Source organism: Pseudomonas sp. P65(2024), from assembly GCF_057480955.1.
Genome location: NZ_JBLIYX010000035.1, coordinates 1 through 15,750, shown reverse-complemented (window position 1 = coordinate 15,750; position 15,750 = coordinate 1). Strand labels below are relative to the sequence as shown.

13 protein-coding genes and 1 tRNA gene are annotated in these 15,750 nt (G+C 58.7%); all 14 read left to right on the top strand.

Annotation, left to right across the window (positions count from 1 at the left end; all coding sequences use genetic code 11):
- On the top strand, positions 1-121 hold a 121-nt coding region (locus AC25MA_RS25685), incomplete at its 5' end, for an EF-Tu C-terminal domain-related protein (RefSeq protein ID WP_080963315.1).
- A gap of 54 nt (positions 122-175) precedes the next feature.
- A tRNA-Trp gene (locus AC25MA_RS25680) sits at positions 176-251 on the top strand.
- A gap of 43 nt (positions 252-294) precedes the next feature.
- Positions 295-663, top strand: a complete 369-nt coding sequence (gene secE / locus AC25MA_RS25675) for a preprotein translocase subunit SecE (protein ID WP_011531879.1) — start codon at positions 295-297, stop codon at positions 661-663.
- Between the two features lie 9 nt (positions 664-672).
- On the top strand, positions 673-1,206 hold the full coding sequence (gene nusG, locus AC25MA_RS25670) for a transcription termination/antitermination protein NusG (RefSeq protein ID WP_011531880.1): 534 nt from the start codon (positions 673-675) through the stop codon (positions 1,204-1,206).
- Positions 1,207-1,325: 119 nt separating this feature from the next.
- Positions 1,326-1,757 carry a 50S ribosomal protein L11 gene (gene rplK / locus AC25MA_RS25665; RefSeq protein ID WP_028692261.1) on the top strand — a complete coding sequence of 144 codons (432 nt, stop codon included), beginning with the start codon at positions 1,326-1,328 and terminating at the stop codon, positions 1,755-1,757.
- A complete protein-coding gene (gene rplA / locus AC25MA_RS25660; protein ID WP_028692260.1) occupies positions 1,757-2,452 on the top strand; it encodes a 50S ribosomal protein L1 in 696 nt (231 codons plus the stop codon). The genes rplK and rplA overlap by 1 nt, the downstream gene beginning before the upstream one ends.
- Before the next feature lie 198 nt (positions 2,453-2,650).
- Positions 2,651-3,151 (top strand): 50S ribosomal protein L10, encoded by a 501-nt coding sequence (gene rplJ / locus AC25MA_RS25655; RefSeq protein WP_003257082.1) that lies wholly within the window; start codon positions 2,651-2,653, stop codon positions 3,149-3,151.
- Between the two features lie 78 nt (positions 3,152-3,229).
- Positions 3,230-3,598 (top strand): 50S ribosomal protein L7/L12, encoded by a 369-nt coding sequence (rplL, locus tag AC25MA_RS25650; protein ID WP_011531883.1) that lies wholly within the window; start codon positions 3,230-3,232, stop codon positions 3,596-3,598.
- Positions 3,599-3,817: 219 nt separating this feature from the next.
- Positions 3,818-7,891, top strand: a complete 4,074-nt coding sequence (gene rpoB / locus AC25MA_RS25645; protein WP_486972545.1) for a DNA-directed RNA polymerase subunit beta — start codon at positions 3,818-3,820, stop codon at positions 7,889-7,891.
- A gap of 63 nt (positions 7,892-7,954) precedes the next feature.
- Positions 7,955-12,154 carry a DNA-directed RNA polymerase subunit beta' gene (gene rpoC, locus AC25MA_RS25640; protein WP_028692258.1) on the top strand — a complete coding sequence of 1,400 codons (4,200 nt, stop codon included), beginning with the start codon at positions 7,955-7,957 and terminating at the stop codon, positions 12,152-12,154.
- Positions 12,155-12,365: 211 nt separating this feature from the next.
- Positions 12,366-12,737 carry a 30S ribosomal protein S12 gene (gene rpsL, locus AC25MA_RS25635; RefSeq protein WP_003255492.1) on the top strand — a complete coding sequence of 124 codons (372 nt, stop codon included), beginning with the start codon at positions 12,366-12,368 and terminating at the stop codon, positions 12,735-12,737.
- 106 nt (positions 12,738-12,843) lie between these two features.
- A complete protein-coding gene (gene rpsG, locus AC25MA_RS25630; protein WP_003246741.1) occupies positions 12,844-13,314 on the top strand; it encodes a 30S ribosomal protein S7 in 471 nt (156 codons plus the stop codon).
- Between the two features lie 30 nt (positions 13,315-13,344).
- Entirely contained in the window at positions 13,345-15,492 is a 2,148-nt protein-coding gene (fusA, locus tag AC25MA_RS25625) for an elongation factor G (RefSeq protein WP_028692257.1), read from the top strand.
- 27 nt (positions 15,493-15,519) lie between these two features.
- A partial coding sequence (locus AC25MA_RS25620) for a GTP-binding protein (protein WP_039772421.1) occupies positions 15,520-15,750 on the top strand: 231 nt, incomplete at its 3' end.

The following is a 15,750-nucleotide window of genomic DNA, read 5'->3' as shown; positions in this document are numbered from 1 at the left end:
CAACATCCAGATGACTGTCACCCTGATCAAGACCATCGCAATGGAAGACGGTCTGCGCTTCGCCATCCGTGAAGGCGGTCGTACCGTCGGCGCCGGCGTTGTAGCGAAAATTATTGAATAAGTAGTTGATTTACTTGATCAGGCCGGTATAATGGCCGGCCTGATACAGCGTTATAGGTCAGTAGCTCAATTGGCAGAGCGACGGTCTCCAAAACCGTAGGTTGGGGGTTCGATTCCCTCCTGACCTGCCATTCACCTCGGTGTGATGGCTTTCTTCTCACAGGATCCTCCTCGATGACTCCCAAAACTGAAGCCCAAGAATCGCGTTTTGATCTGTTCAAGTGGCTCGCTGTTGTCGCATTGGTAGTCGTCGGTGTCGTGGGTAATCAGTATTACTCCGCTTCGCCGATCCTGTATCGCGTGCTTGTCCTGCTTGCCCTGGCTGCTGTCGCTGGCTTCGTTGCCCTGCAGACCGCCAAAGGTAAGTCGTTCTTTGCGCTGGCGAAGGAAGCTCGTACCGAGATCCGTAAAGTCGTGTGGCCGACCCGCCAAGAAACCACTCAGACCACGCTGATTGTCGTGGCTGTAGTTCTGGTCATGGCGCTGCTGTTGTGGGGTCTAGATTCCCTGCTCGGCTGGTTGGTCTCCTTGATCGTTGGCTAAGGGTGTCTCGTGGCTAAGCGTTGGTATGTTGTGCATGCTTACTCGGGTTACGAGAAGCATGTAATGCGCTCCCTGATCGAGCGCGTCAAGCTGGCTGGCATGGAAGACGAATTCGGCGAGATCCTGGTCCCGACCGAAGAAGTCGTCGAAATGCGCAACGGCCAGAAGCGCAAGAGCGAGCGTAAGTTCTTCCCTGGCTATGTACTGGTCCAGATGGAAATGAACGAAGGGACTTGGCACCTTGTCAAGGATACCCCTCGGGTCATGGGTTTCATTGGTGGTACCGCAGACAAGCCTGCGCCGATCACCGATAAAGAGGCAGAGGCCATCCTGCGTCGCGTTGCCGACGGGAGTGACAAGCCGAAGCCGAAGACGCTGTTCGAGCCGGGTGAAGTGGTTCGCGTCATTGATGGTCCGTTCGCCGACTTCAATGGCAGTGTCGAAGAGGTTAACTACGAAAAGAGCCGTCTGCAGGTTGCAGTGCTCATTTTCGGTCGCTCCACCCCGGTGGAGCTCGAGTTCAGCCAGGTCGAAAAGGTCTAGCAGAACGCAGCATCCCATACCCCGCAGCCCTATGTGCTGCGGGGTTTTGTCGTCACTGGGATAAAACGCAAGTCAAACGGGGAGCCATCAGGCGTTCGTACCCGAATTTGGAGTAGCTCATGGCTAAGAAGATTCAGGCTTACATCAAGCTGCAAGTAAAGGCCGGCCAGGCCAACCCAAGCCCACCCGTTGGTCCAGCACTGGGTCAACACGGTGTGAACATCATGGAATTCTGCAAGGCCTTCAACGCCCGTACCCAGGGTCAAGAGCCAGGTCTGCCGACTCCAGTGATCATCACTGTCTACAGTGACCGTAGCTTCACCTTCGAGACCAAGAGCACCCCTGCCTCGGTTCTGCTGAAGAAAGCTGCTGGCCTGACCAGCGGTTCGGCTCGCCCGAACACCGTCAAGGTCGGTACCGTCACCCGTGCTCAGCTGGAAGAGATCGCCAAGGCCAAGCAGGCCGATCTGACCGCCGCTGACATGGACGCTGCTGTACGCACCATCGCCGGCTCCGCCCGTAGCATGGGCCTGAACGTGGAGGGTGTGTAATGGCTAAGCTGACCAAGCGCCAAAAGGCTATCGCCGAGAAAATCGAAGCAGGCAAGGCCTACAACTTCGAAGAAGCCGCAACCCTGCTGGCTTCGCTGCCGGCTGCCAAGTTCGTCGAGTCGTACGACATCGCCGTCAACCTCGGTGTTGACCCACGTAAATCCGACCAGGTCGTTCGTAGCGCTACCGTGCTGCCACACGGCACTGGCAAGACCGTACGTGTTGCCGTCTTCACCCAGGGCCCAGCTGCTGAGGCCGCTCTGGCTGCCGGCGCTGACCGCGTAGGTATGGACGACCTGGCTGCCGAAATGAAAGGCGGCGACCTGAACTATGACGTCGTCATCGCATCGCCTGATGCAATGCGCGTTGTAGGTCAGCTGGGTCAGGTTCTGGGTCCTCGCGGCCTGATGCCTAACCCGAAAGTCGGTACCGTGACCCCAGACGTAGCCACTGCCGTGAAAAACGCCAAGGCTGGTCAGGTTCGCTACCGTACCGACAAGAACGGTATCATCCATACCTCCGTTGGCAAGATCGGCTTCGAAGCCGGCAAGCTGAAGGAAAACGTTGAAGCCCTGATCGCTGATCTGAAGCGTATCAAGCCGGCTTCCTCGAAAGGTATCTACGTCAAGCGCGTTACCCTGAGCACCACCATGGGCCCAGGTCTGATCATCGATCAGAGCTCGCTGAACGTGTAATGCTCGGTCGGTGCGATCTTGGTCGCACCTGCTACTAAATTGGGGTCCCTGCCTGGCGGGGGCTATCCAAGACCGTAGGCGGCGCAAGCCTTAAACCTCAAGCCTACGCAGATGGTGCTCCCGATTCGTTCGCGAATCAGACACCAAAACGACATCCGGCTTCGGCCAGATGAAACGGTAGAAACCAGGAGTAAACCCGTGGCAATTAAACTCGAAGACAAGAAGGCCATCGTCGCTGAAGTCAACGAGGCTGCCAAAGTCGCTCTGTCCGCTGTCGTGGCTGATGCCCGTGGTGTGACTGTAGGCGCAATGACCGGACTCCGTAAAGAGGCCCGCGAAGCTGGCGTTTACGTACGTGTCGTACGTAACACCCTGCTCAAGCGCGCTGTTGAAGGCACCGAATTCTCGATCCTCAACGACGCGTTCAAAGGCCCGACCCTGATTGCTTTCTCCAACGAACACCCGGGCGCTGCTGCCCGCCTGTTCAAAGAGTTCGCCAAGGGTCAGGACAAGTTCGAGATCAAGGCAGCTGCGTTTGACGGCAAGTTCCTTGCCGCTAACCAGATCGACGTGCTGGCAACCCTGCCAACTCGCGACGAGGCTATCGCACAGCTGATGAGCGTAATCCAAGGTGCAACCAGCAAGCTGGCTCGTACCCTGGCAGCTCTGCGCGACCAGAAAGAAGCTGCTGCTGCCTAAGGCACGCGCAACACTTTCAAAATCATACGTTTAATTTGATGGCTGCGTAGGCTGTCACCCCAATACAGGATTTAAGTCATGTCTCTGACTAACGAGCAAATCATCGAAGCAATCGGCCAGAAAACCGTTCTGGAAATTGTTGAGCTGATCAAAGCGATGGAAGAAACCTTCGGCGTTACCGCTGCTGCCGCTGTTGCCGCTGGCCCAGCTGTTGCTGCTGCCGCTGCTGAAGAGCAGACCGAGTTCAACGTCGTTCTGACCGAAGCTGGCGACAAGAAGGTCAACGTGATCAAGGCAGTTCGTGAACTGACCGGTCTGGGCCTGAAAGAAGCCAAAGAGAAAGTCGACGGCGCTCCTCAGGTCATCGCTGAAGGCGTTTCGAAAGAAGCCGCTGAAGACGCGAAGAAGAAGCTGGAAGAAGCTGGCGCTAAAGTCGAGCTGAAGTAATTTCGACTTTGCGACTCCAGTCCGAGCGTTAAGCGAAGGGCTGATGGCTGGTGGCTTATGCCACCGGCCTTTTTCCGTTATTGGTGGCCGATCAGGTCGGCCCCGATAACGAGCTGCAAGACACCCATGAGGGTGGCGCAAACCAAGAGGTTTGCACGATTTTCGGCTGCTCCCGCCGGGAGATGCCAAACAAGCAGGTGACCAAGCTGGGGAATGCTGATGGCTTACTCATACACTGAGAAAAAACGTATCCGCAAGGACTTTAGCAAGTTGCCGGACGTCATGGATGTGCCTTACCTCCTGGCCATCCAGCTGGATTCGTATCGCGAATTCCTGCAGGCGGGAGCATCCAAGGATCAGTTCCGCGACGTCGGCCTGCATGCGGCCTTCAAATCGGTATTCCCGATCATCAGCTACTCCGGCAATGCTGCCCTGGAGTACGTCGGCTATCGCCTGGGCGAGCCGGCGTTCGATGTGAAGGAATGTGTCCTGCGTGGTGTGACCTTCGCGGTCCCGCTGCGGGTGAAGGTGCGCCTGATCATCTTCGACAAGGAATCGTCGAACAAAGCGATCAAGGACATCAAAGAGCAAGAAGTCTACATGGGTGAAATCCCCCTGATGACTGAGAACGGTACCTTCGTAATCAACGGTACCGAGCGTGTGATCGTATCTCAGCTGCACCGCTCGCCGGGTGTGTTCTTCGACCACGACCGTGGCAAGACCCACAGCTCGGGCAAGCTGCTGTACTCCGCGCGCATCATCCCTTACCGCGGTTCCTGGCTGGACTTCGAGTTCGACCCGAAGGACTGCGTGTTCGTGCGTATCGACCGTCGCCGCAAACTGCCGGCCTCGGTACTGCTGCGCGCGCTGGGCTACAGCACCGAAGAAGTACTCAACACCTTCTACACCACCAACGTGTTCCACCTGTCCGGCGAAAAACTGAGCCTGGAACTGGTGCCTCAGCGTCTGCGTGGTGAAGTTGCGGTCATGGACATCCATGACGGCAGCGGCAAGGTCATCGTCGAGCAAGGCCGCCGTATCACCGCGCGCCACATCAACCAGCTGGAAAAGGCTGGCGTGAAAGAGCTGGACGTACCGCTGGAGTACGTGCTGGGTCGCACCACCGCCAAGGCGATCGTGCACCCTGCCACCGGCGAGATCATCGCCGAGTGCAACACCGAGCTGACCACCGACCTGCTGGTGAAGATCGCCAAGGCCCAGGTTGTCCGCGTCGAGACCCTGTACACCAACGACATCGACTGCGGTCCGTTCATCTCGGATACCCTGAAGATCGACACCACCAGCAACCAACTGGAAGCGCTGGTCGAGATCTACCGCATGATGCGTCCAGGCGAGCCGCCAACCAAGGATGCCGCCGAGACCCTGTTCAACAACCTGTTCTTCAGCGCCGAGCGTTACGACCTGTCGGCCGTTGGTCGCATGAAGTTCAACCGTCGTATCGGTCGCACCGAGATCGAAGGTTCGGGCGTGCTGAGCAAGGAAGACATCGTCGAGGTCCTCAAGACCCTGGTCGATATCCGTAACGGCAAGGGCATCGTCGACGACATCGACCACCTCGGTAACCGTCGCGTCCGTTGCGTCGGCGAGATGGCCGAGAACCAGTTCCGCGTTGGCCTGGTGCGCGTAGAGCGTGCGGTCAAAGAGCGCCTGTCGATGGCTGAAAGCGAAGGCCTGATGCCGCAGGACCTGATCAACGCCAAGCCGGTAGCGGCGGCGGTGAAGGAGTTCTTCGGTTCGAGCCAGCTCTCGCAGTTCATGGACCAGAACAACCCGCTCTCCGAGATCACCCACAAGCGCCGCGTCTCCGCACTCGGCCCAGGTGGTCTGACCCGTGAGCGCGCCGGCTTCGAAGTCCGTGACGTACACCCGACCCACTACGGCCGCGTGTGCCCGATCGAGACCCCTGAAGGTCCGAACATCGGTCTGATCAACTCCCTGGCGGCCTATGCCCGCACCAACCAGTACGGCTTCCTGGAAAGCCCGTACCGCGTGGTGAAGGAAGGCGTTGTCAGCGACGACATCGTGTTCCTGTCGGCCATCGAAGAAGCCGATCACGTCATCGCCCAGGCTTCGGCCGCGATGAACGAAAAGAAGCAGCTGATCGATGAGTTGGTAGCCGTTCGTCACCTGAACGAATTCACCGTCAAGGCGCCGGAAGACGTCACCCTGATGGACGTTTCGCCGAAGCAGGTAGTCTCGGTCGCAGCGTCGCTGATTCCGTTCCTCGAGCACGACGACGCCAACCGTGCGTTGATGGGTTCGAACATGCAGCGTCAGGCCGTACCGACCCTGCGTGCCGACAAGCCGCTGGTAGGTACCGGCATGGAGCGCAACGTCGCCCGTGACTCCGGGGTTTGCGTGGTTGCTCGCCGCGGTGGTGTGATCGACTCGGTCGACGCCAGCCGTATCGTTGTCCGCGTTGCCGACGACGAAGTGGAAACCGGCGAAGCAGGTGTGGATATCTACAACCTGACCAAGTACACCCGTTCGAACCAGAACACCTGCATCAACCAGCGTCCGCTGGTGAGCAAGGGTGACAAGGTTCAGCGTGGCGACATCATGGCCGACGGCCCGTCCACCGACATGGGTGAACTGGCACTGGGTCAGAACATGCGCATCGCGTTCATGGCGTGGAACGGCTTCAACTTCGAAGACTCCATCTGCCTGTCCGAGCGTGTGGTCCAGGAAGACCGCTTCACCACGATCCACATCCAGGAACTGACCTGTGTGGCGCGTGACACCAAGCTTGGCCCAGAGGAAATCACCGCGGACATCCCGAACGTGGGTGAGGCTGCGCTGAACAAGCTGGACGAAGCCGGTATCGTCTACGTGGGTGCCGAAGTCGGCGCTGGCGATATCCTGGTCGGCAAGGTAACGCCAAAAGGCGAAACCCAGCTGACGCCGGAAGAAAAACTGCTGCGCGCAATCTTCGGTGAGAAGGCCAGCGACGTCAAAGACACCTCCCTGCGCGTGCCGACCGGCACCAAGGGCACCGTCATCGACGTCCAGGTCTTCACCCGTGATGGCGTCGAGCGCGACAGCCGCGCCCTGGCCATCGAGAAGATGCAGCTGGACGAGATCCGCAAGGACCTCAACGAAGAGTTCCGCATCGTTGAAGGCGCGACCTTCGAGCGTCTGCGTTCTGCCCTGAACGGCCAGGTGGTCGACGGTGGCGCGGGCCTGAAGAAAGGCACCGTGATCACCGATGACGTCCTGAGCGGTCTGGAGCACGGCCAGTGGTTCAAACTGCGCATGGCCGAAGATGCACTGAACGAGCAGCTGGAAAAGGCTCAGCAGTACATCGTCGATCGCCGTCGCCTGCTGGACGACAAGTTCGAAGACAAGAAGCGCAAGCTGCAGCAGGGCGATGACCTGGCTCCAGGCGTACTGAAGATCGTCAAGGTCTACCTGGCAATCCGCCGTCGCATCCAGCCGGGTGACAAGATGGCCGGTCGTCACGGTAACAAGGGTGTCGTCTCGGTAATCATGCCGGTCGAAGACATGCCGCACGACGCCAACGGTACTCCGGTCGACGTCGTACTGAACCCGCTGGGCGTACCTTCGCGTATGAACGTCGGTCAGATTCTCGAAACCCACCTGGGCCTCGCGGCCAAGGGCCTGGGCGAGAAGATCGACCGCATGATCGAAGAGCAGCGTAAAGCCGCTGAGCTGCGTACCTTCCTCACCGAGATCTACAACGAAATCGGTGGTCGTCAGGAGAACCTGGAAGAGTTCACCGACGAAGAGATCCTCGCCCTGGCGAACAACCTGAAGAAAGGCGTGCCTATGGCTACTCCGGTCTTCGACGGTGCCAAGGAGCGTGAGATCAAGGCCATGCTGAAACTGGCAGACCTGCCGGAAAGCGGCCAGATGGTGCTGTTCGATGGCCGTACCGGCAATAAGTTCGAGCGTCCTGTGACCGTGGGTTACATGTACATGCTCAAGCTGAACCACTTGGTGGACGACAAGATGCACGCGCGTTCCACTGGTTCCTACAGCCTGGTTACCCAGCAGCCGCTGGGTGGTAAGGCGCAGTTCGGTGGTCAGCGTTTCGGGGAGATGGAAGTGTGGGCGCTGGAAGCATACGGCGCGGCATACACCCTGCAAGAAATGCTCACAGTGAAGTCGGACGACGTGAACGGCCGTACCAAGATGTACAAGAACATCGTGGATGGCGATCACCGTATGGAGCCGGGCATGCCCGAGTCCTTCAACGTGTTGATCAAAGAGATCCGTTCGCTCGGTATCGATATCGATCTGGAAACCGAATAACACGTGACGCGAAGGGGAGTGGGCAGGTAATGCCCGCTCCCTGCTCCGCCAGGAGGAAAGGCCTTGAAAGACCTACTGAATTTGCTGAAAAACCAGGGTCAAGTCGAAGAGTTCGACGCCATCCGCATCGGTCTGGCGTCGCCTGAAATGATCCGTTCGTGGTCGTTCGGTGAAGTTAAGAAGCCGGAAACCATCAACTACCGTACGTTCAAGCCTGAGCGTGACGGCCTGTTCTGCGCCAAGATCTTTGGCCCAGTCAAGGACTACGAGTGCCTGTGCGGTAAGTACAAGCGCCTGAAGCACCGTGGCGTGATCTGCGAGAAGTGCGGCGTTGAAGTCGCCCTGGCCAAGGTTCGTCGTGAGCGCATGGCGCACATCGAACTGGCTTCGCCGGTTGCCCACATCTGGTTCCTGAAGTCGCTGCCGTCCCGTATCGGCTTGCTGATGGACATGACCCTGCGTGATATCGAGCGCGTGCTCTATTTCGAGAGCTATGTCGTTATCGATCCGGGCATGACCACCCTCGAGAAGGGTCAGCTGCTCAACGACGAACAGTACTTCGAAGCGCTGGAAGAGTTCGGTGACGACTTCGACGCCCGCATGGGTGCCGAGGCTGTCCGCGAGCTGCTGCACGCTATCGACCTGGAGCACGAGATCGGCCGCCTGCGCGAAGAGATTCCGCAGACCAACTCGGAAACCAAGATCAAGAAGCTGTCCAAGCGCCTGAAGCTGATGGAAGCTTTCCAGGGCTCGGGCAACCTGCCTGAGTGGATGGTCCTGACCGTCCTGCCAGTACTGCCGCCGGACCTGCGTCCGCTGGTACCGCTGGATGGCGGCCGCTTCGCGACCTCCGACCTGAACGACCTGTATCGTCGGGTGATCAACCGTAACAACCGTCTGAAGCGCCTGCTCGATCTGTCGGCGCCGGACATCATCGTGCGCAACGAAAAGCGCATGCTGCAGGAAGCGGTCGACGCCCTGCTGGACAACGGCCGTCGCGGTCGCGCCATCACCGGCTCGAACAAGCGTCCGCTGAAGTCCCTGGCCGACATGATCAAAGGTAAGCAAGGTCGCTTCCGTCAGAACCTGCTCGGTAAGCGCGTGGACTACTCCGGCCGTTCGGTAATTACCGTTGGTCCGACCCTGCGTCTGCACCAGTGCGGTCTGCCGAAGAAGATGGCCCTCGAGCTGTTCAAGCCGTTCATTTTCGGCAAGCTGGAAATGCGTGGTCTGGCGACCACCATCAAGGCCGCCAAGAAGATGGTCGAGCGCGAGCTGCCAGAGGTGTGGGACGTCCTTGCCGAAGTGATTCGCGAACACCCCGTACTGCTCAACCGTGCACCGACCCTGCACCGTCTGGGTATCCAGGCCTTTGAACCGGTTCTGATCGAAGGCAAGGCCATCCAGCTGCACCCGCTGGTCTGCGCCGCGTACAACGCCGACTTCGACGGTGACCAGATGGCCGTTCACGTGCCGCTGACCCTGGAAGCCCAGCTCGAAGCGCGCGCGCTGATGATGTCGACCAACAACATCCTGTCGCCAGCCAACGGTGAGCCAATCATCGTTCCGTCGCAGGACGTTGTACTGGGTCTGTACTACATGACCCGTGAAGCCATCAATGCCAAGGGCGAAGGTCGCGTGTTCGCCGACCTGCAGGAAGTCGACCGCGTATTCCGCGCCGGCGAAGCGGCCCTGCACGCGAAAATCAAGGTCCGTATCAACGAGACCGTGAAAGAGCGCGACGGCTCCATCGTCAAGAACACCCGTATTGTCGACACCACTGTCGGCCGTGCGCTGCTGTTCCAGGTTGTGCCTGCCGGCCTGCCGTTCGACGTGGTCAACCAGTCGATGAAGAAAAAGGCGATCTCCAAGCTGATCAACCAGTGCTACCGCGTGGTTGGTCTGAAAGAGACCGTGATCTTCGCCGACCAGCTGATGTACACCGGTTTTGCTTATTCGACCATTTCCGGCGTTTCGATCGGCGTCAACGACTTCGTGATCCCGGACGAGAAAGCCCGCATCATCGGTACCGCCACCGACGAAGTGAAGGAAATCGAGAGCCAGTACGCCTCCGGCCTGGTTACCCAGGGCGAGAAGTACAACAAGGTCATCGACTTGTGGTCCAAGGCGAACGACGAAGTGTCCAAGGCGATGATGGCCAACCTCTCGAAAGAGAAGGTCGTCGACCGCGAGGGCAAGGAAGTCGAGCAAGAGTCCTTCAACTCGATGTACATGATGGCCGACTCCGGTGCGCGTGGTTCCGCTGCCCAGATTCGTCAGCTGGCCGGTATGCGTGGCCTGATGGCCAAGCCGGACGGCTCGATCATCGAGACGCCGATCACCGCGAACTTCCGTGAAGGTCTGAGCGTACTGCAGTACTTCATCTCGACCCACGGTGCTCGTAAGGGTCTGGCGGATACCGCACTGAAGACTGCTAACTCCGGTTACCTGACTCGTCGTCTGGTAGACGTGGCGCAGGATCTGGTGGTTACCGAGATCGACTGCGGCACCGACCAGGGCCTGCTGATGACCCCGCACATCGAGGGCGGTGACGTTGTCGAGCCGCTGGGTGAGCGTGTACTGGGTCGTGTCATCGCCCGTGACGTGTTCAAGCCAGGCACCGAGGACGTCATCGTTCCGGCCGGTACCCTGGTGGATGAGCAGTGGGTCGAGTTCATCGAGCTGAACAGCATCGATGAAGTGGTCGTGCGTTCGCCGATCAACTGCGAAACCCGCTACGGCATCTGCGCCAAGTGCTACGGTCGCGACCTGGCTCGCGGTCACCAGGTGAACATCGGTGAAGCTGTCGGCGTTATCGCTGCACAGTCGATCGGTGAGCCGGGTACCCAGCTGACCATGCGTACGTTCCACATCGGTGGTGCTGCAAGCCGTACCTCGGCTGCCGACAGCGTCCAGGTGAAGAACGGCGGTATGGTGCGTCTGCACAACCTGAAGCAGGTCGAGCGTGCCGACGGCAACCTGGTTGCCGTATCGCGTTCCGGCGAGCTGGCCATTGCCGATGAATTCGGTCGTGAGCGTGAGCGTTACAAGCTGCCTTACGGTGCGGTGATTTCGGTCAAGGAAGGTGAGAAGGTCGAAGCTGGCGCCATCGTCGCCAAGTGGGACCCGCACACCCACCCGATCGTTACCGAGCTCAAAGGTACCGTGACCTTCGTGGGCATGGAAGAAAACATCACCATCAAGCGCCAGACCGACGAACTGACCGGCCTGACCAACATTGAAGTGATGGACGTCAAGGATCGCCCTGCCGCCGGCAAGGAAATCCGTCCGGCGATCAAGATGGTCGACGCCAACGGCAAGGACCTGTACCTGCCAGGCACCGACGTGCCTGCCCAGTACTTCCTGCCGGCCAACGCCCTTGTCGGCGTGGCTGACGGTGCCCAGATCGGCGTCGGTGACGTTATCGCGCGTATCCCGCAAGAAACGTCGAAGACCCGTGACATCACCGGTGGTCTGCCACGCGTTGCCGACCTGTTCGAAGCGCGTCGTCCGAAAGAAGCCTCGATCCTGGCTGAAGTCAGTGGCACCATCGCGTTCGGTAAAGAGACCAAGGGCAAGCGTCGTCTGGTCATCACTCCGACCGACGGTAGCGATCCGTACGAAGAGCTGATTCCGAAGTGGCGCCACCTGAACGTCTTCGAAGGCGAACAGGTAAACCGCGGCGAAGTCATCTCCGACGGCCCGAGCGATCCGCACGACATCCTGCGTCTGCTGGGTGTGAGCGCGCTGGCGAAGTACATCGTCAACGAGATCCAGGACGTTTACCGTCTGCAAGGCGTGAAGATCAACGACAAGCACATCGAGACCATCCTGCGTCAGATGCTGCGCAAGGTCGAGATCTCCGAGTCGGGCGATTCCAGCTTCATCAAGGGCGACCAGATGGAACTGACTCAGGTACTGGTAGAGAACGAGCGTCTCGCCAGCGAAGACAAGTTCATCTCCAAGTTCACCCGTGTGCTGCTGGGTATCACCAAGGCCTCGCTGTCCACCGAATCGTTCATCTCGGCGGCTTCCTTCCAGGAAACCACCCGCGTACTGACCGAAGCGGCGGTAACCGGCAAGCGCGACTACCTGCGCGGCCTGAAAGAGAACGTGGTCGTGGGTCGCCTGATCCCGGCCGGTACTGGTCTGGCCTACCACAGCGAGCGCAAGCGTCGCCGTGATGCCGACAAGCCGCTGCGTGTGAGCGCCAGTGAGGTGGAAGCCGCACTGACCGAAGCGCTGAACTCCAGCGGTAACTAAGTGCAGGGCAGGGCCCCGGCAAGCCTCTAGCGATCATCGGCGACATGAATTGTTGCCGATGATCGGGCGAGGAGGGCCGGGGCCTCGTCTTGACTGGGTGCAAGATCCTCTTTAGACTTTTGTACCCTTAAATTTGGTGAGGCTCCGTCTCGCCAATTTTTGGCTTTCTTGCAAGACAATAGAGTCGCAAGACAATCAGTGGAGCTAGTAGATGGCAACTATCAACCAGCTGGTACGTCAGCCGCGTAAGCGTTCGGTCGAGAAGTCCGACGTTCCTGCGCTGCAGAACTGCCCGCAGCGTCGTGGCGTGTGCACCCGTGTGTACACCACCACGCCGAAAAAACCTAACTCGGCACTGCGTAAAGTATGCCGTGTGCGTCTGACCAACGGTTTCGAGGTTTCCTCGTACATCGGCGGTGAAGGCCACAACCTGCAAGAGCACAGCGTCGTCCTGATCCGTGGCGGCCGTGTAAAAGACTTGCCAGGTGTTCGTTACCACACCGTTCGCGGCTCTCTGGATACTTCGGGCGTCAAAGGCCGTAACCAGGGGCGTTCGAAGTACGGTACCAAGCGTCCGAAGTAATCGGTCGTTTGCAGACATCCATTTTTTTGAGTCGATAAGAGTAAGGTCGGGCAGGGGTCGAAGACCCACGTCCCGGGCTAACCTGAAGACCGTTTGAGGGCTTATCATGCCAAGACGTCGTGTAGCAGCAAAACGTGAGATCCTGGACGATCCGAAGTACGGATCCCAGATCCTCGCCAAGTTCATGAACCACGTGATGGAAAGCGGCAAGAAGGCCGTAGCCGAGCGCATCGTTTACGGTGCCCTGGATACCGTCAAAGCACGCAAGAACAGCGACCCCCTGGAAATCTTCGAGAAAGCTCTCGACGCCATCGCTCCGCTGGTCGAAGTAAAGTCCCGCCGTGTCGGCGGTGCCACTTACCAGGTTCCGGTTGAAGTTCGTCCGTCCCGTCGTAACGCTCTGGCAATGCGCTGGCTCGTAGACTACGCCCGCAAGCGCGGCGAGAAGTCGATGGCTCTGCGCCTGGCTGGCGAGCTGCTGGATGCTGCTGAAGGCAAGGGTGCTGCAGTCAAGAAGCGTGAAGACGTTCACCGTATGGCTGAAGCCAACAAAGCGTTCTCGCACTACCGCTTCTAATTCAAGCATCAATCATTTTGCGAGGGCTTTATGGCTCGTACTACAGCAATTAACCGCTACCGTAACATCGGTATCTGCGCGCACGTTGACGCGGGCAAGACTACCACTACCGAGCGGATCCTGTTCTACACAGGTCTGAGCCACAAGATGGGCGAGGTGCATGACGGCGCCGCGACCACCGACTGGATGGTGCAGGAGCAGGAGCGCGGTATCACCATTACCTCCGCTGCCGTTACCACCTTCTGGAAAGGTTCCCGTGGTCAGTACGACAACTACCGCGTAAACGTCATCGATACCCCCGGCCACGTTGACTTCACCATTGAAGTAGAGCGTTCGCTGCGTGTGCTCGACGGCGCGGTCGTTGTATTCTGCGGTACCTCCGGCGTTGAGCCACAGTCCGAAACCGTATGGCGTCAAGCCAACAAGTACGGCGTTCCACGTGTTGTCTACGTGAACAAGATGGACCGTGCTGGTGCCAACTTCCTGCGCGTTGTCGGCCAGATCAAGAACCGCCTGGGTCACACCCCGGTCCCGGTCCAGCTGGCTATCGGTGCAGAAGACGACTTCCAGGGTCAGGTTGACCTGATCAAGATGAAAGCCATCTACTGGAACGACGACGACAAAGGTACTACCTACCGTGAGGAAGAGATTCCTGCCGAGCTGGTGGACCTGGCCAACGAATGGCGCAACAACATGGTCGAGGCTGCTGCCGAGGCCAACGAAGAGCTGATGAACAAGTACCTTGAAGAAGGTGACCTGTCCGTCGAAGACATCAAGGCTGGTCTGCGCGCCCGTACCCTGGCGAGCGAGATCGTTCCTGCTGTCTGCGGTTCCTCGTTCAAGAACAAGGGCGTTCCCCTGGTTCTCGACGCCGTTATCGACTTCCTGCCCGCTCCGACCGAAATCCCGGCGATCAAGGGTATCCACCCTGACCTGATCGACGTGCCGAAGGATGAAGTCACTCCAGAGCAGTACGATGAGCGTCCTGCTGACGACAACGAGCCGTTCTCGGCCCTGGCGTTCAAGATTGCCACCGACCCGTTCGTGGGTACTCTGACCTTCGTTCGCGTCTACTCGGGCTTCCTGACCTCCGGTGACTCCGTCATCAACTCGGTCAAGGGCAAGAAAGAGCGCGTTGGTCGTATGGTGCAGATGCACGCCAACCAGCGTGAAGAGATCAAGGAAGTACGCGCTGGCGACATCGCTGCTCTGATCGGCATGAAGGACGTCACCACCGGTGACACCCTGTGCAACGCCGACAAGCCGATCATCCTCGAGCGTATGGACTTCCCTGAGCCGGTAATTTCGCTCTCCGTAGAGCCGAAAACCAAGGCTGACCAGGAGAAGATGGGTATCGCACTGGGCAAGCTGGCTCAGGAAGACCCGTCGTTCCGCGTCAAGACCGACGAAGAAACCGGCCAGACCATCATCTCCGGTATGGGTGAGCTGCACCTGGACATCCTCGTTGACCGCATGAAGCGCGAGTTCAACGTCGAGTGCAACGTCGGCAAGCCGCAGGTTTCCTACCGCGAGAAGATCACCAAGTCCAACGTCGAGATCGAAGGCAAGTTCGTTCGTCAGTCGGGTGGTCGTGGTCAGTTCGGTCACTGCTGGATCCGTTTCTCGGAGCCGGACGTCGACGAGAAGGGCAACATCACCGAAGGTCTGGTGTTCACCAGCGAAGTCGTTGGTGGTGTGATTCCTAAGGAATTCATCGCCCCGATCCAGAAGGGTATCGAAGAGCAGATGAAAAACGGCGTTGTTGCCGGCTATCCGCTGCTCGGCCTGAAGGCTACCGTATTCGACGGTTCGTACCACGATGTCGACTCCAACGAAATGGCGTTCAAGATCGCCGCTTCGATGGCGACCAAGCAACTGGCCCAGAAGGGCGGTGGCGTGGTCCTTGAGCCGATCATGAAGGTCGAAGTTGTAACCCCGGAAGACTACCTGGGTGACGTGATGGGTGACCTGAGCCGTCGTCGCGGGATGATCCAGGGTAATGAAGACTCGGTGTCCGGCAAGGTAATCACTGCTGAGGTACCGCTCGGAGAGATGTTCGGTTACGCAACCGACGTTCGTTCCATGTCTCAGGGTCGCGCAAGCTACTCCATGGAATTCTCCAAATACGCCGAAGCTCCGTCGAACATCGTCGAAGCACTCGTTAAAAAACAAGGCTAATCCCCTTTAGGCAAGAGGTTCACTGTCGTGGCTAAAGAAAAATTTGATCGTTCCCTTCCCCACGTTAACGTCGGCACCATCGGCCACGTTGACCACGGTAAGACCACTCTGACCGCAGCGCTGACCCGCGTCTGCTCCGAAGTTTTCGGTTCGGCCGTTGTTGAGTTCGACAAGATCGACTCGGCTCCGGAAGAAAAAGCGCGCGGTATCACCATCAACACCGCTCACGTCGAGTACAACTCGAACATTCGTCACTAC